This is a genomic window from Frigidibacter sp. ROC022 (assembly GCF_024723735.1).
GTDB lineage: Bacteria > Pseudomonadota > Alphaproteobacteria > Rhodobacterales > Rhodobacteraceae > SLM-1.
In genome coordinates this window covers 19,102-35,079 of sequence record NZ_JANQDU010000008.1, presented here as the reverse complement: position 1 = coordinate 35,079, position 15,978 = coordinate 19,102, and the positions used below count along the sequence as shown (strand labels likewise).

Here is a 15,978-nt window from a genome sequence, read left to right as displayed (position 1 = left end):
AGACCGTGCGCACGGACACCCCGAACTCGGCGGCGATCTGCGCCACCGGACGACCTTCGGCGCGCCGGGCAACGATCAGCTCTCGACTATGGACGGTAAGACGGGCACCTTGATGCGGGTTGTTCATCCTTCGGGGTCCTCGGCTGTGGTTTGGCGATTGCAGCCTAACCCCGGATCGGATGAACAACCTACTGAGAGTTCACATCTAGGTCCCGCGAAACCGCAAATTGTCGCGGCTGAGATCCGAGACCTTCGACGCCCCCATCAGCCGCATGTCGCGGATCAGTTCGGCCTGCATCTGGCCCAGGGCCCGTTCGACCCCGGCCTGCCCGGCGGCAGCCAGCGGGAACAGGTAATAGCGCCCGGCCCCGACCGCCTTGGCCCCCAGGCTGAGCGCCTTCAGCACATGGCTGCCGCGCTGCACGCCACCGTCCATGATGACGTCGATCCTGTCGCCGACCGCATCGACGATCTCGGCCAGCTGGTCGAAGGCCGAGCGCGAGCCGTCAAGCTGCCTTCCGCCGTGATTCGACAGGATGATCCCGGTGCAGCCGATCTCGACCGCGCGGCGGGCATCCTCGACCGACATGATTCCCTTCAGGCAGAACTGCCCGCCCCAGTCGGCGACCATCCTGGCAACGTCATCCCAGGTCATGCCGGGATCGAGCATCTCGGTGAAATAGCGCCCGATCGACAGCGCACCGCCGCCCATGTCGACGTGGTCGTCAAGCTGCGGCAGGCGGAATTTCTCGTGGGTGACATAGTTGATCCCCCACATCGGCTTCATCGCGAACTGCGCCATGCCGGCCAGCGTCAGCCGGAACGGGATCGAGAAACCGGTGCGCAGGTCGCGCTCGCGATTGCCGCCGGTGATGCTGTCGACGGTCAGCATCATCACCTCGACTCCGGCGGTCTTGGCCCGCTCCATCATCGCCGCGTTCAGGCCCCGGTCCTTGTGGAAGTAGAACTGATAGACCTGCGGCGCGGTGCTCACCTCGCGGGCCGCCTCCAGGCTGACGGTGCCCAGCGAGGAGACCCCGAACATCGTCCCGTATGCGGCGGCGGCCTGCGCCACGGCCAGTTCGCCGTCATGGTGGAACAGCCGCTGCAGCGCGGTGGGCGAACAGTAGAAGGGCATCGCCAGCTTCTGCCCCATCACGGTGACCGAGAGATCCACATCGGTCACGCCGCGCAGCACGTTCGGCACCAGATCGACCGAGTCGAAGGCTTCGGTGTTGCGGGCCTTGGTCACCTCGTCATCGGCGGCGCCATCGATGTAGTCGAAGATCGGCCCGGGCAGGCGGCGGCGCGCCAGGCGGCGGAAATCATGGAAATTGTGGCAGTGCTTCAAGCGCATGGGCATCCTCCGGCTGCACGGTGATAGGCCCGTGTGGCCGCCGGGGGCAAGCCCCGGGCCCGGCCGCTAGAGCACCTTCTGCATCCGGACCGCCGGAAACTCGATCCCCGGCCGCAGCTGGATCAGGATCGGCCCGACCTCGCGGAAGCCCAGCGAGGCATAGAAGGGCACCGCCGTCAGGGTCGACTGGCAATCGAGAATCCGCGCCCCGGCGGCTTTCGCCTCGGCCAGGACATGGCCCATGAGCCGCCGCGCGATGCCCTGCCGGACCCGGCGGTGATCGGTGACCAGATGCCGGACATGCGCCATATGGGTCGGCGAGGCGCCACCCTGCGGCCCGCCCCAACTCCAGCCACCGGCGCCGACCGGTTCGCCGTCGCTCTCGACCAGATAGAAGCTTCCCGAGGCCAGCAGCCGCGGCTGCGCCCGGGCGATCAGCGGCAGCGCCATCACCAGCGTCGAGGGCGGGTAGTCCGCCTTCAGCAGGTTCGGATAGCTGCGCGAATAGAGTTGATCCAGCGCCGCCAGATCGGCGGGGGTGGTGCGGCGGAGGGTGAGGGTCTGCGTATCCATGATCTGTCCCGTTCGGTTCTCTGGGGTGAGGACACTGGCGGGGCGGAGATCGGGAAAGGAAAAGGCCGCGCCGGGGTCCCGGTGCGGCCTGTGTCTGCTACTGCGAAGGCGATCCTACTTGATCTTGCCTTCCTTGTATTCGACATGCTTGCGCACCACGGGGTCGTACTTTCGTACCGACATCTTTTCGGTCATGGTCCGGGCGTTCTTCTTGGTGACATAGAAATGCCCGGTCTCGGCGGTCGAGTTCAGGCGAATCTTGATGGTCGTCGGCTTGGCCATGATGGTCCCTTTCGTCGGCGGCGCGGCCCGTCGCGGGCGTCCGCCGGTCATATCTCTCGAAGCCCGCCTTTTAGCGATGCCCCCGGCACTGTCAACCCGGATTTCCGGCAATCCGCCCGGGGCGCGGGGCCGTTCAGTCCCCGAACAGCTCCAGCAGCGCCCGCGACAGGGTCGATTGCGGATCGAGAAGGGTCAGGATCACGTCGAAATGGTTGCGATCGGGGATTTCCAGCAGCCGAACCGAGACCCCTGCCCCGGCAAGCGCCTTTGCATAGACCCTGCTTTGACGATGAAAGCCGGCGGTCTCGCGCTCGGCCATGGCCAGGGTGACACGGCCGCCGGCGGGCAGGTGGCGCAGCGGGCTGAAGTCCGCGACCTCCTGTTCGGTCAGCTGCATCCATTCCTGCACATGGCTGGCCGCGATCGGTGCCAGTTCGAACAGCCCGCTGACCGGCAGCGCCCCGGCCACCGCATCTTCGGGCAGGTCATGCTGCTTCTGCCAGCCGGGCGACAGCAGCATCGCCGCCAGATGCCCGCCGGCCGAACTGCCGCCGACCACGATCCGGTTCCGGTCGATGCCGAGGCTTTCGGCATTGTGCCAGAGCCAGGCCAAGGCCTCGCGCAGCTCACCGACGATCCGGGTCATTCCGGCTGCGGGGGCGAGGCTGTAGTCGATGGCCGCCGTGGCGATCCCGTGTTCCGCCAGCATCGGCGCCATGAAGGCCGATTCGTTCTTCGACAGCGCCCGCCAGTAGCCGCCATGGATGAAGACGAACAGCGGCCGCGCCGCGCCCGGCGCGGTGCCGAACAGGTCGAGACAGGGCCCGCCCTCGCCGGCATAGGGCAGGTCCAGCCGGGTGCCGGGAAGCCGGCGCGCCGCCGCGCTTTCGCTGGCATAGCGGTCGATGATCCGGGTGAACTCTTCCGGCGTCGCGGTCAGCCGGGCGGTGTAGTCGCGGTCGATCTCGTCCCGCGGCAACAGGGCTTCCTGCGCCAGATCGGTCATGCCCTGCCCTCCGCGCCGGCCGGGCGGCCCCGGCTCGGGGTGAAGAGGGTGAAGGCAGATGGACGGGCCATGGCGATCAGTCCTGTCAGAGGCGCAGCGGGGCGGCGGTGTTCTCGATCAGCCGCACCAGGTTCAGCGCGGTCAGTTCCGAGGATTTCGGATTCGTGGCAAGCGGGCGATTCTCCAGCCGCATGTCGAGCCTGCCGAAATCGCCCTCGGCCAGGATGTGATGGCCGTTCAGCGCCGCCGCAGGATCGGCCACCAGCCGCAGCCGGGTCCGGTCGGGGCCGATCCCGGCCAGCGCGGTGATCAGGGCGACATTGGCGTTCTGCGGAAAGGCGTCGGCAGCCTCGCGTGCGCTGCCTTCGAAGAAGGTCGTGGGTCCGGTCAGGGCGTCCAGGTCGCAGAGCGTCTCGGCCGGGGTGCCGCGCCAGGCACGAGGCGGCTTGACGATCTCGTGCACGACCGAGTCCAGGCCCAGCCGTCCCGCCGCCGCCAGCGCATCGACGCCGCCGAGCGCACCGGGCGGGATCAGCAGGGCACCGCCATCGGTTCGGGCTGCCCCGATCAGCTCGGCCAGCAGCCGGTCGTCGGCCAGGGCCGAGGTCGATGAGACGGCGAAGGGCAGGCCCAGGGCCAGCGTCGCGCGGGCCCAGGGGGCGACACTTTCCCGGCCCGCCGCCTCGACCACCAGCGAAGGCGACAGCCCGGCCAGCGCCGCCGGATCGTCGATCAGCCGCGCCCCTTCGGGCAGGCCCTTGCGCGCGGTCGCGGCATCGCGGACCGCGACCCCGACAAGATCGACCGGCGCCCGGCGTTCGGCCAGAAGCGCCGCGACCCGCGTCGCGATGGCACCCCAGCCGATCAGCACCAGCCGTGGTCTAGAGCCCGATCCAGCCATGCACCTTCTCCGCGTCGCGCTCCAGGTCGGGGCCGCTGCCGGTCCAGACGATGCGCCCCTTCTCGACGATGTAATGCCGGTCGGCGAGCCGCTTGAGCACCGCAAGGTTCTTGTCGATCAACAGGATCGACTGACCGGCCTGTTTCAGATGCGCGATGCAGTGCCAGATCTCGGTGCGGATCACCGGCGCCAGCCCCTCGGTCGCCTCGTCGAGGATCAGCAGCCGCGGGTTGGTCATCAGCGCCCGGCCGATCGCCAGCATCTGCTGTTCTCCCCCCGACAGCGTGCCCGCCGCCTGCCCGGCCCGCTCGGCCAGCCGCGGGAACAGCTCGTAGACCCGCGCCAGGGTCCAGGGTTCGGCATGGTTCAGGCGGTTGGCGGCGGTGGCGACTAGGTTCTCGCGCACCGTCAGGGTCGGGAAAATCTGCCGCCCTTCGGGAACCAGACCGAGCCCCAGCCGCGCAATCCGTTCCGGCGGCCGGCCGGCCAGCGACTGGCCGTCGAAGCTGAGCGTCCCGCCCAGCGTCGGCAACAGCCCCATCAGCGCCCGCACGGTCGTGGTCTTGCCCATGCCGTTGCGGCCCATCAGCGTGACCACCTCGCCGTTCTTCAGCTCCAGCGAGATATCGAACAGAACCTGGCTGGCGCCATAGGCGGCCTGAAGACCCGAGATGTTCAGCACAGCTCGTCCTCCCCGCCCAGATAGGCCGCCCGGACCTCGGGGTTCTCGCGGATTTCCTCGACCGAGCCCGAGGCGACGATCTGACCATAGACGAGGACCGAGATCCGGTCGGCCAGGGCAAAGACGGCGTCCATGTCATGTTCCACCAGCAGCACCCCGGCGCGCGCGCGCAGGCCGCGCAGCACCTCGATCATCTCGCCGCTCTCGACATGGCCGAGCCCCGCCATCGGCTCGTCCAGCAGCATCAGCTTCGGCTCCAGCGCCAGCGCCATGACCAGTTCGAGCTGCTTGCGCTCGCCATGCGACAGGTCCGCCGCCCGCATCGCGGCACGCGGCTCCAGCGCAGTGCCGGCCAGCAGCGCCTCGGTCCGGGTCCGTACCGGGGTGCGGTTCGCCGCCCGGTCCCAGAGCTTGAGATTGCCGCCGGCATGGGCCTGCACCGCCAGCGCCACGCTTTCGGAGACCGTGCATTCGTCCAGCAACGAAGTCACCTGAAAGGTGCGCCCCAGGCCCAGCCGCACCCGTGCATGGGCCGGTTCATGGGTGACGTCCCGGCCCAGCAGCCGGATGGTTCCGGCATCCGGCGCGATCTCGCCGCTGAGCTGGTTGATCAGCGTCGACTTGCCGGCCCCGTTCGGGCCGATCAGCGCGTGGATTTCGCCCGCCTGCACATCCAGCGTCACATGGTCGGTTGCGACCAGCCCGCCGAAACGCTTGACCAGGCCCGAGACCTCCAGCACCGCGCTCATGTCCGCCTCCGGAGCAGGGCGATCAGACCGCCACGACTGAACATCACCACGGCCAGCAGCACCAGCCCCTCGCCCAGGCTCCAATGCTCGGTCCAGCCGGCCAGCCAGGTCTCCAGAAGCAGCAGCGCCGCGGCACCGTAGAGCGGCCCCAGAAGCGTGCCGGTGCCACCGAGGATCACCATGATCATCAGCTCGCCCGAGCGCGACCAATGCATCATGTCGGGGCTGACATAGCGCATCGCGTTGGCCATCAGCGCACCGGCCATGCCGACCCCCATGCCCGAAAGGATGAAGGCGAACAGCTTGTGCCGGTAGGTGGCGATGCCAAGCGCCTCCATCCGCCGCTCGTTCTGGCGAATGCCGTCCAGCACGGTGCCGAAGGACGACCGCACCAGCCGCCGCAGCCCGGCAAAGAACAGAACGGTGATGACCAGGGTCAGGTAGTACATCGTCGGCCGGTCGCGCAGGTTGAGGCCGAGGAAGGCATCGGGCCGCCGCATCGAAAGCCCGTCCTCGCCGCCATAGGCCTTGAGCGAGACGAAGAGGAAGAACAGCATCTGCGCGAAAGCCAGGGTGATCATGATGAACTGCACCCCGCCAGTGCGCAGCGACAGCGCCCCGATGGCCGCGGCGAAGAGGCCCGAGACCACGATCGCCAGCGGCAGGGTGATCAGCAGCTGGTTGGTGCCGGGGATCAGCCCGAAGATCGGCGCCTCGTTGAACCAGTGGGTAAAGAGGATCGCCACGACATAGCCGCCGATGCCGAAGAAGGCGGCATGGCCGAACGAGATCATCCCGCCGTAGCCGAGCGCGAAGTTCAGGCTGGCCGCGGCGATCCCGTAGATCAGGATTCTCGTGGCCAGCGGCACCGTGGCCGGGCTCCCGGCCCAGGCCGCCAGTGTCGGCAGCACGGCCAGCACCACCAGCGCCAGAAGGATCGCGACGGGTTGCCTCATGTCGCACCGACCGGGAACAGGCCCTTGGGCCGGATCAGCAGCACGATCGCCATCAGCAGATAGATCCCCATCGAGGAGATGCCGAGGCCAAGCGCATCGGCCTGCGCCACCGGCATCATCAGGTTCAGAAGGTCGGGCAGGAAGGCCCGCAGGCAGGTGTCGATGACCCCGAGCGTGATGCCCGCGACGAAGGCGCCGCGGATCGAGCCGGTGCCGCCGATCACCACGACGACGAAGGCAGGCAGCAGGATATGCTCGCCCATGCCCACCTGCACCGCCGAAATCGGCCCGGTCAGGTAGCCGGCGAGTCCCGCCAGCAGGGCGCCGAGGCCGAAGACCGCCGTGTAGAGCATCCGGATATCGACCCCCATGACTCGCACCATTTCGCGGTTGGTGGCCCCGGCCCGCACCAGCATGCCGATCCGGGTGCGGGTGATCAGCAGCGACAGACCCAGAGCGACCAGCAGCCCCGCGACGATGATCAGCAACCGATAGGCCGGGTAGAACAGGCCGGGCAGCAGCTCGACCGAACCCGAGAAGGCCTCGGGCAGCAGGGTGAAGACCGGCTGCCGGCCAAACAGCAGCGTGATGCTTTCATTGGCGATCAGGATGATGGCGAAGGTCGCCAGGACCTGGTCGAGATGGCTGCGGTGATAGAGCCGCCGTATCACCAGAAGCTCCAGCGCCGCCCCGGCCAGAGCGGCCGCGATCAGCGCCGCCGGCAGGCCCAGCCAGAACGAACCGGTCAGTGCGGCGAACCAAGTCCCGGCATAGGCGCCGACCATGTAGAGAGAGCCATGGGCCAGGTTGATGACCCCCATGATGCCGAAGATCAGCGTCAGCCCGGCGGCCAGCAGGAACAGCATGACGCCGTATTGCAGGCCGTTGAGGATTTGTTCGATTATCAGGATCATCTTGTCGCCCGTCGTCGCCGGCCCGGTGCGCCGTGCGGATCGCGGGGGGCGGCAGACGCGCCCCCCGACTTTGCGCCCTAAGCGGGTCTTCCTACATCTTGCACTGGCTCATGTAGGGGTCGCCATAGTCCGACAGCAGCTTCTTCTGCGTCGTGGTCGTCGCCGAGCCATCGGCGCCGGCCTCGATCTTCAGCAGATACCAGTCCTGAATCGGATGCTGGTTGGCGCCGAACTTGAAGGCGCCGCGAACCGACTCGAACTCGGCCTTGCGCAGGGCTTCGCGGAAAGCGTCCTCGTTTTCCGGGCTGCCCGCCGCATTCAGCGCCGAGGCGATCAGCAGGGCGGTATCGTAGCCCTGGCTCGCATAGGTCGTCATCGGACGGTCCGGATAGGCTTCCTTCCAGGCCGCCACGAAAGCCTTGTTCGACGCGTTGTCGAAATCCTCGTTCCAATGCGAGGTCAGCTGCACGCCGACCGCCGCGTCGCCGACCGCCTTGAGGATCACCGCGTCAAGCGACGGTTCGGACAGGACCAGCGGGATCTGCCCGGTCAGTCCGGCCTGCGAATACTGCTTGAGGAAGGCAATCCCCATGCCTCCCGGATAGAATTCATAGACGACATCCGGCGCCGCAGCGCGGATCTCGGCCATGGCCGAAGCGAAATCGGTCTGGCCCAGCGGGGTGTAGGTTTCACCGACGATCTCGCCCGTGAAGGTCCGCTTGAAGCCGGCGATGGCATCCTTGCCGGCCTGGTAGTTCGGCGCCAGAACATAGGCCGTCTTGTATCCGGCATCGCTGGCCGCGACCCCGGCCGGCTCGTGCAGCGCGTCATTCTGCCAGGAAACGACGAAGTAGTTCTGGTCGCAGCCCTTGCCCGCCAGCGGCGACGGCCCGGCGTTCGGGCTGACGTAGAAATCGCCGCCGTCCAGCACTTCGGGCACCACCGCCATCGCGACGTTCGAGAACACGATGCCGGTCAGCAGCTTGATCCCGTCATTCTGGATGAAGCCCTCGGCGATCTCGCGGCCCTTGCCGGGGTTCAACCCGTCGTCCTCGACCTTCAGTTCCACCGGGACGCCACCCAGAGTGCCGCCTTCCATGTCGATCGCCAACTGGAAGGCATCGCGGATGTCCTGCCCCAGATAGCCCGCCGGTCCCGACAGGGTGGTGATCATGCCGATCTCCACCGCATCCTCGGCCTGGCTCGGCAGGGCCAGCGTCGCCGCGAGGCCGATCCCGATCAATAATCCCTTTGCTTTCATCATCGTCTCCCTGGTTTGTGCGCCGCGGTTTGGTCCGCGCGCGGTCATTCTTGTTAGAGCTGAACCCAGCCCTCGGGCGGCTTGCCCTTGCCCGGATGCACGGTCCCGCATTCCGGGCAGGTCCGGGCTTCGATGCTCTCGTGAAAGGCATCGTAGATCTTCGGCAGCGCGGTGACGATCCCGCCGGGCCCGTCCAGCGAGACTTCCTCGCGGTGCACCCTTGCCGAACAGTTGAAGCAATACCACTCGAATCCCTCGACCATGCCGGGCTGGCGCGGTGCCTCGACCACGATGCCGATCGAGCCCTCCTGCGGCCGCTGCGGCGCGTGCCGCACATGCGGCGGCAGCAGGAACACCTCGCCCTCGCGCACCGGCACGTCATAGATCTCGCCGCCATCGGCGATCTTCAGCATCATGTCGCCCTTCTGCTGGAAGAACCATTCCTCGACCGGATCGTCGTGAAAGTCGACCCGTGTATTGGGACCGCCGACGACCATGATGATCATGTCGCCTTCCTTGTGCAGAAGCTGGTTGCCGACCGGCGGACGCAGCTTGTCGGCATTGTCGGCGACCCATTTCTTGAAATTGAACGGCTTCAGCGTCGGATGTTCGGTCATTCGGTCGTCCTCCAATATGATCCGCCAGCGCGCCGCACGAAGGGCGATCGCGTTGCGCGACAGAGCCTAGGCGAGATAGTGCTAAAGGAATATTTGTTTCAGAGAAAGTGGGTATCCGTGTTGCTGATATCTGGCCGGATCAGAGCAGCAGGAGCGCCGTGCCGATCGCGGCCAGGGCCGCCGCCGGGGCCAGCCGGGCGATCGGCACCGCCCGGACCCCGCCCATCGCCATCACCAGCGCCGCCGAAAAGAAGACCTCCATCGTGCCGATGACGGCGACCACCGCGACTGCGGCCGATTTCAGCGCGAAGAATTGGAGTGTCTGGCCGATGCTGAGAGACAGGGCCGTCAGCCAGTGCCACCGCCCCCGGTCCGCCAGGAGCCGGCGCAGGGCCTGTCCCCGGTCGCGGCGCAGCAGCGCGCCCGCCACGAACCACAGGCAACCGGTCAAGGCACCGATGCAGGCGCCGAGCGCCGCATCCGGCAGCCAGTCCATCCCGAATCGGCGCAAGGTATAGGCCGCCGCATAGAACGCCGCCGAAGCGATACCCAGCAACACCCCCGCCGCCGGGACATCCCCCGCCGTCCGGTCCGAACCGGGCCGGTAGAAGAGCACGCCGGCGACGATCACCGCACCGCCCAGGATTGTCCGGGCGCCGGGAAGCTGGGCAAGCAGCAGATAGGCGAAGGGCAGCGCGAAAACCGGCGTCAACCGGCGCAGCAGGCTGGCCCTGACCGCGCCGATCCGCTCCGTCGCGCGATACATGGTCTGCCGTCCGAACGCGATCGAGAACAGCCCGGCCAGGGCAAAGACCGCCAGCGGCAGCGCATGCGCGGGATCGGCCAGCTCCCGCGGCGGCACCCTGCCCCAGCCGAGCCAGAGCGCGAAGGTCAGAACGGCCGTCGCCAGGACCGAAAGAAAGACACCGTTGTCACCCTGCGCCGTGGCCTTGCCCCGGACGATCGCCACCCCGGCGACGCCATAGGCAAGCGCCGCCAGCAGGGCCAGGAGCTCACCCGTCATCGCCGGGCCTGTGCTGCATCGCTCAGAGCCGCAGACCGCAGCTCTCGAAAGCCGCGCGGGTGGCCGCCTTCTCGGCCTCGGTGAGTTCCAGCATCGGATGCCGCACCCGTCCGCCGACCTGGCCCAGCAGGCTCTGCCAGTACTTGCCATGCGCCGTCGGCTTGCCGCCCGGCTTGGTCGAGCGGATCGCCTCGCGCACCGGGTTCAGACTGTCGCGCACCCGCCGCGCCTGGTCGAATTTCCCGGCGAAGGCCAGTTCGGTATATTCGTTCATCCGCTGATCGTTTCTGGTCTGGATCTGGTAGGGCGGCGACGAGCAGAGATAGAGCTGCCAGCCAAGCTCCTCGATATTGTCGAGCCAGTCATCCTCGGCCGAGGTCGAGACCAGGATCTTGTCGCCCACCATCTGCGTCAGCCGCACATACATCTCGCGCGGGACCGAATATTTGATCGCCATGATGTTGGGCAGTTCGGCAATCCGGGCGCAGGTCTCGGGCGCCATCAGGTAGCCGCTGTCGGGGTGGCTCCACATCGCGATGCCGATATCGAGCCGGTCGCAGAGATACTTGTAGTAGTTGTAGAGCACCTCGTCGCGGTCGTGGCAGAAGCTGAGCATCGGCGCATGGACGACGACATAGTCGGCGCCGCAGTCCTGCGCGTGGCGGCCGAGCTCCAGCACCGTATCGACGCTCTGGTCCGAGATCGACATGATCGTGCCCGCCTTGCCGGCGCATTCCTCGACCGCAAGGCTCATGTTCCGCTTGCGCTCGTCCAGCGACAACGACCAGAACTCACCCTGCTTTCCGGCGATGAACAGGCCCTGAATGCCAAGATCGTCGATCCAGTGCCGGATGTTGCGGCGCAGCCCGACCTCGTCCAGGGCCAGGGTCTCATCGAACGGATTCAGCGCCGCGGCCCAGATGCCGCGCATCGTCTCACGCGCATGGGCCTTGGCTTCGGTCTTGGCGTATTTCATGTCTCTCGCTCCCGGGGAGTCAGGCTGTCGGTGCCGGCGGCGGCGGGCCGCCGGAGATCATGGTGGATACAGTCAGGATCGAAAGGCGAAACCAACCGCTTTGGCCCGAACTGGCTATCCAAAATTGTTATAGCAACCGTCCGGAAATTCCTGATATCTTCGCAGCGGCGACAAGAGAAGGCCAGCCGAGCCGATCTCCGGCCGCCAGAATCGAGGAGAGGCATCTTGGTCTCGCGGCACTCCCGTATCGTCGAACGCGCCCTGACACGGTTGAAACTGCGCCAGTTGCGGCTGCTGATCGCCGTCGGGCGGCATGGCAACATCCAGAACGCGGCAAGGGAACTGGGCATCTCGCAGCCGGCGGCGACCAAGATGATCCAGGACCTCGAGATCGACTTCGAGGTAAAGCTGTTCGAGCGGACCAATCGCGGCGTCGTGCCGACGGTCTTCGGCACCTCGCTGATCCGTCACGGAAAGCTGATCTTCGCCCAGGTCTCGAACGCGGCGCAGGAGCTGGACGACCTCAACGAAGGAAACAGCGGCCGGGTCATCGTCGGCACCCTGCTGGCGGCCTCGCCCTATCTGCTGCCGGTGGCGGTGGACACGATCCTTCAGGACCGGCCCAATGTGGCGATCAAGATCGTCGAGGGCACCAACGAGGTGCTGATGCCGGCACTGCAGTCGGGCGAGATCGACATGATCGTCGGCCGATTGCCCAGCTATCGCCACCGCACGAAGCTGGCGCAGGAGAAATTCTACGACGAACGGATGCTCGCCGTCACCGGAACCCAGCATCCGCTGGCGGGACGGAAGGCCGTCACCTTCGATCAGCTTCGGCCCTATGGCTGGATCCTGCCCCCGGTCGAGACCACGCTGCGGCGCCAGACCGATCAGTTCTTTGTCCGGCAGGATCAATACGACCCCCCCGTGGCGATCGAATCGGTCTCCTACCTGGCCAACCGCTCGCTGCTGCGCAGCCATGATTTCGTCGGCCTGATGCCGGCCCATGTCGCGGCGCTGGACATCGAGAACGGACTGCTGGCGCGGATCGACTGGGACGTGCCCTTCGGCGCCGGGCCGGTAGGCGTCTCGCATCGGGGCGAGGACAGCCTGTCACCCGCCGGCATGGCCTTTCTCGACGCGCTGCGCCGGGCGGCGACGCGGATATTGCCCGCCGAGACCAGCTTCTGATATCACGCAATCGGATATCTGTATTTGGTCAATTCCGTTGATCCGATGCCTGCGCGAATGTGACTGTCGCCGGCGAAGTCACGGTCATGCGAGGGCAAGATGAGCAGCTATCCCGATCTGCATCTCTATATCGGCGGCGAATGGCGGAAGGCCGCCGACGATCTGCCGGTCGTGAATCCGGCCACCGAAGAAGTGATCGGGCGCCTGCCCCATGCCGGGACCGACGATCTGGACGATGCGCTGGCGGCGGCCGAGGCCGGGTTCCGGATCTGGCGCAACACCGCGCCGCGGGAGCGGGCCGACATCATCCTGCGCGCTGCCCGGCTCATGCGCGAGCGGCAGGAGGAAATCGCCCGGTCGATCACCGCCGAACATGGCAAGCCGCTGGCCCAGGCCAGGCTGGAGGTGATCCGCGGTTGCGAATTCTTCGAATGGGATGCCGGCGAGGCGATGCGCAGCTATGGCCGGGTGATCCCCTCGGCGCCGGGCCTGCGGGTCGTCGTCCATCACCAGCCGATCGGCGTCGTCGCCGGGCTGTCGCCCTGGAACTTCCCGATGAGCCAGCCGGCCCGCAAGATCGCCGGAGCGCTGGCCTCGGGCTGCTCGATCATCCTCAAGGCGGCGGAAGAGACCCCGGCCGGGGCGCTGCACATCGCCCGCGCCTTCCATGATGCCGGGTTGCCGGCGGGGGTGCTCAACCTGGTCTTCGGCACCCCGGCGATGATCTCGGACCACCTGATCCGGCACGACTCGGTGCGGCTGGTGGCCTTCACCGGCTCCACCGCCGTGGGCCGGAGCCTGACCACTCTGGCCTCCCAGCACATGACCCCGGTGCTGATGGAACTGGGCGGCCACGCGCCGGTCATCGTCTGCGAGGATACCGATGTCGAGCGGGCGGCCATCAGCGGCGCGGTCCGCAAGATGCGCAATGCCGGACAGGTCTGCACCTCGCCCACCCGCTTCTTCGTCCATGACTCGATCTTCGACCGGTTCACCGACAGTTTCGTGAAACGCGCCGCCGCGACAGTGGTCGGAAATGGCACCGAGCCGGGGGTCGAGATGGGCCCGCTGGCCAATGACCGCCGGATCGGCGCCCTGAGCGCCCTGGTCGAGGATGCCCGCGCCAAGGGGGCCGAACTGCGCACCGGCGGCAGCCGGATCGGCAATGCCGGCTATTTCTTCGAGCCGACGGTGCTGGTCAACGTGCCAGACGACGCCGACGTGATGCAGATCGAACCCTTCGGGCCGCTGGCGATCATCAACCCGGTCGGCTCGCTGGACGAGGCGATTGCCAAGGCCAATTCGGTGCCCTACGGGCTGGCGGCCTATGGATTCACCAACCGCGCCGATTACGTCGAGCGAATGGTCGACGGGGTCGAGGCGGGCAATCTCTCGATCAACACGCTGGAAGCCTCGCTGCCGGAGACACCCTTCGGCGGCGTCAAGTCCAGCGGCTATGGCCGCGAGGGCGGCACCGAGGGACTGACCAGCTACATGACCGTCAAGAACGTGATGCAGAGCAGCGCCATCGTCTGAGACGGCGCATCGATTTCCGGGGACGGGCCGATTTGCGCGGATGGCCTGTAAGCCGGATTCTGTCCGGGGGCTTGCACCCCCTGGATGACCATTCCTCTCGCCCTGCCGTTACCGACGGGCTGAAGCTGCCTACCCGGACCACTGGGCCGAAGCGGCCTGCGGGCGAGCCCGCGCGTGGTCCCTATTCGGCATTGCTCCCGGTGGGGCTTGCCGTGCCGTCCCGGTTGCCCGGTCCGCGGTGGGCTCTTACCCCACCGTTTCACCCTTACCCCGGATCAGCTCCGGGGCGGTCTGTTCTCTGTGGCGCTTTCCCTGGGGTTGCCCCCGCCGGGCGTTACCCGGCACCGTTGCTTCGTGGAGTCCGGACTTTCCTCGGAGGGGCTCTTTCGGGCCATCCCCCGCGGTCATCCGGCCATCCGCGCGTCGCAGGCTTTAGGCCGGGGCCGATCCCCGGTCAACCGGGAAGCGGCGGGCGAGGTCGGCGGCTATGGCCATGTCGGCGGCGGCGAGCGGCCCCGAGGCCCGGGGCCGGAACCGCAGCCGCAGCGCCGTCAGCACCGGGCCGAGCCCGGCCTCGACCGGCCAGCCGAACCGGGCGGCAAGGGCCAGGAACCGCGCCGCATCGGGCGCCGTGCCCGCTTCCTGCACTGCCGTATCGGGCCAGACCGCCAGGCCCAGCCGGGCCAACCGCCGCCAGTCGAACCGGGGGCCGGGATCGGACTTGCGCAGCGGCGCAAGATCGGAATGGGCAATCACCCCCTCTGGCGGTATGCCATGCCGTCGCATAACCTGACCCAGCAGGCGTTCCAGTGTCGCCATCGCCGGGGCCGAGAACGGCGCCTGCCCGTCATTGTCGATCTCGATCCCGACCGAGCGCGAATTGACATCGCCCCGACCGCCCCACTGTCCGGCCCCGGCATGCCAGGCGCGGCGCTCCTCGTCCACCAGCGACCAGAGCCGCCCGTCGCGGCCGACCAGCCAGTGCGAGGAAACCTCGAACGCCGGATCACAGAGACGGTCCAGCGCCGCCGCGGCGGATCGCATCGCGGTATAGTGCAGCACAACCAACCCCGGCCGCAGCCCGTCGCGCCTTGGCCCGTGATTGGGCGAGGCACGGGTCAGAACGTCAGTTCCCGGCAGAGTCCTGCTCTCCCTGGCCCGGCAGCACCTCGCGCGCCACGGGGGCCGCGATGGCACCCTGGCGGGCCAGCCGGAATGGCGTCGGATCCCAGAAACAGGCGAAGCCGTCGCCATCCGGATCGACCCCCTTGGTATCCCGCTGCGGGCCGCCGGCCTTGAGAAACTCCTCCTGCGCCTTGTCCTGGCTCGGATAGCGGGCGCAGGCCCGGTAGAACCTGTCCTGATTGGCGCGCAACGGCCGGTCATAGAGCTTCTGACCGACCTTGTTGGTGCTCGACAGCGCATAATCGATCACCACGGTGTCGCTGGCGCCCGGCCGACCCGGAAGCGCGACCGGCTGTATCTGCTCGTAGGCCCGGCGGTTCGCGGCGAGCCGCGCCTTGTCGCTCTCGATCGTTTCCCGCGCCGCGACGGCCTGGAAATCCTGTTCGTCGGAAATGCTGACCGAGCCGCCGGCCGCCGGCGCCGCCGTTCCCTCGGCCGCGGCCGTGCCGATTCCGGTCCCGTCCAGCGGCGCGCCCTCCACCGGCGCAGGCACCGGCAGACCTGCCGCGCGCAATTCCTCGCTGGAAATCGCCGGGCTGACCGGCGCGACACCGTTCTGCCGCGCGGCAAGATCGGCGCCCCGCTGGGCACGGCGCAATTCATAGCTCGAGTAGTCCTCGAACCCCACGCCCTGCCCGGAATCCGGGACCGTCGTTCCACAGGCCGCCAGCAGCAACAGGCCGCCCGCCATCGTGATCCGGTTCATCTTGACCATTCCGCACTCACCTGCTCGGCCGGGGTTCCGGCCGGTTTGGGCGGTCCGCCATG

Annotated in this window: 18 protein-coding genes and 1 other RNA gene; 2 read left to right on the top strand and 17 right to left on the bottom strand. The window is 67.6% G+C overall.

Annotated elements, in window-relative coordinates:
- From NUW50_RS21540 to NUW50_RS20615, 14 genes are all read right to left on the bottom strand, one after another.
- Nucleotides 1–127: sigma factor-like helix-turn-helix DNA-binding protein (locus NUW50_RS21540; RefSeq protein ID WP_443135128.1), on the bottom strand; the 127-nt coding region annotated here is incomplete at its 3' end.
- A 78-nt stretch (nt 128–205) separates the two neighbouring features.
- Nucleotides 206–1,357 carry an alpha-hydroxy acid oxidase gene (locus NUW50_RS20675; RefSeq protein ID WP_258291086.1) on the bottom strand — a complete coding sequence of 384 codons (1,152 nt, stop codon included), beginning with the start codon at nt 1,355–1,357 and terminating at the stop codon, nt 206–208.
- Between the two features lie 66 nt (nt 1,358–1,423).
- Nucleotides 1,424–1,930, bottom strand: coding sequence for a GNAT family N-acetyltransferase (locus tag NUW50_RS20670; protein ID WP_258291085.1), 507 nt, complete (start codon nt 1,928–1,930; stop codon nt 1,424–1,426).
- 114 nt (nt 1,931–2,044) lie between these two features.
- Nucleotides 2,045–2,212, bottom strand: coding sequence for a 50S ribosomal protein L33 (rpmG, locus tag NUW50_RS20665; protein ID WP_258291084.1), 168 nt, complete (start codon nt 2,210–2,212; stop codon nt 2,045–2,047).
- Nucleotides 2,213–2,345: 133 nt separating this feature from the next.
- Complete coding sequence (locus NUW50_RS20660; protein ID WP_258291083.1) at nt 2,346–3,218, bottom strand: alpha/beta hydrolase; 873 nt, start codon at nt 3,216–3,218, stop codon at nt 2,346–2,348.
- 85 nt (nt 3,219–3,303) lie between these two features.
- Nucleotides 3,304–4,119 carry an aspartate dehydrogenase gene (locus tag NUW50_RS20655; protein ID WP_258291082.1) on the bottom strand — a complete coding sequence of 272 codons (816 nt, stop codon included), beginning with the start codon at nt 4,117–4,119 and terminating at the stop codon, nt 3,304–3,306.
- Nucleotides 4,100–4,801, bottom strand: a complete 702-nt coding sequence (locus NUW50_RS20650; protein WP_258291081.1) for an ABC transporter ATP-binding protein — start codon at nt 4,799–4,801, stop codon at nt 4,100–4,102. The genes NUW50_RS20655 and NUW50_RS20650 overlap by 20 nt, the downstream gene beginning before the upstream one ends.
- Nucleotides 4,795–5,550: an ABC transporter ATP-binding protein gene (locus NUW50_RS20645; protein ID WP_258291080.1), complete on the bottom strand. Its 756-nt coding sequence runs from the start codon at nt 5,548–5,550 to the stop codon at nt 4,795–4,797. The genes NUW50_RS20650 and NUW50_RS20645 overlap by 7 nt, the downstream gene beginning before the upstream one ends.
- Complete coding sequence (locus NUW50_RS20640; protein ID WP_258291079.1) at nt 5,547–6,506, bottom strand: branched-chain amino acid ABC transporter permease; 960 nt, start codon at nt 6,504–6,506, stop codon at nt 5,547–5,549. Before NUW50_RS20640 ends, NUW50_RS20645 begins: the two co-directional genes overlap by 4 nt.
- A complete protein-coding gene (locus NUW50_RS20635; protein WP_258291078.1) occupies nt 6,503–7,420 on the bottom strand; it encodes a branched-chain amino acid ABC transporter permease in 918 nt (305 codons plus the stop codon). The genes NUW50_RS20640 and NUW50_RS20635 overlap by 4 nt, the downstream gene beginning before the upstream one ends.
- A gap of 91 nt (nt 7,421–7,511) precedes the next feature.
- A complete protein-coding gene (locus NUW50_RS20630) occupies nt 7,512–8,681 on the bottom strand; it encodes an ABC transporter substrate-binding protein (RefSeq protein ID WP_258291077.1) in 1,170 nt (389 codons plus the stop codon).
- Nucleotides 8,682–8,734: 53 nt separating this feature from the next.
- Complete coding sequence (locus tag NUW50_RS20625) at nt 8,735–9,298, bottom strand: 3-hydroxyanthranilate 3,4-dioxygenase (RefSeq protein ID WP_258291076.1); 564 nt, start codon at nt 9,296–9,298, stop codon at nt 8,735–8,737.
- 139 nt (nt 9,299–9,437) lie between these two features.
- On the bottom strand, nt 9,438–10,322 hold the full coding sequence (locus NUW50_RS20620; protein ID WP_258291075.1) for a DMT family transporter: 885 nt from the start codon (nt 10,320–10,322) through the stop codon (nt 9,438–9,440).
- 22 nt (nt 10,323–10,344) lie between these two features.
- Nucleotides 10,345–11,298, bottom strand: coding sequence for a dihydrodipicolinate synthase family protein (locus NUW50_RS20615; protein ID WP_258291074.1), 954 nt, complete (start codon nt 11,296–11,298; stop codon nt 10,345–10,347).
- A gap of 225 nt (nt 11,299–11,523) precedes the next feature.
- On the opposite strand from NUW50_RS20615, the gene NUW50_RS20610 reads away from it, so the two are divergent.
- Complete coding sequence (locus NUW50_RS20610; RefSeq protein WP_258291073.1) at nt 11,524–12,489, top strand: LysR family transcriptional regulator; 966 nt, start codon at nt 11,524–11,526, stop codon at nt 12,487–12,489.
- A gap of 99 nt (nt 12,490–12,588) precedes the next feature.
- Nucleotides 12,589–14,025 (top strand): NAD-dependent succinate-semialdehyde dehydrogenase, encoded by a 1,437-nt coding sequence (locus tag NUW50_RS20605; RefSeq protein WP_258291072.1) that lies wholly within the window; start codon nt 12,589–12,591, stop codon nt 14,023–14,025.
- A gap of 32 nt (nt 14,026–14,057) precedes the next feature.
- Here NUW50_RS20605 and rnpB read toward each other — a convergent pair.
- The 3 genes from rnpB to NUW50_RS20590 form a co-directional block, all read right to left on the bottom strand.
- Nucleotides 14,058–14,445, bottom strand: an RNA gene (rnpB, locus tag NUW50_RS20600) — RNase P RNA component class A.
- Nucleotides 14,446–14,457: 12 nt separating this feature from the next.
- Entirely contained in the window at nt 14,458–15,087 is a 630-nt protein-coding gene (locus NUW50_RS20595; RefSeq protein WP_258291071.1) for an N-acetylmuramoyl-L-alanine amidase, read from the bottom strand.
- Nucleotides 15,088–15,151: 64 nt separating this feature from the next.
- Complete coding sequence (locus NUW50_RS20590; protein WP_258291070.1) at nt 15,152–15,925, bottom strand: hypothetical protein; 774 nt, start codon at nt 15,923–15,925, stop codon at nt 15,152–15,154.
- Nucleotides 15,926–15,978 lie beyond the last annotated feature (53 nt).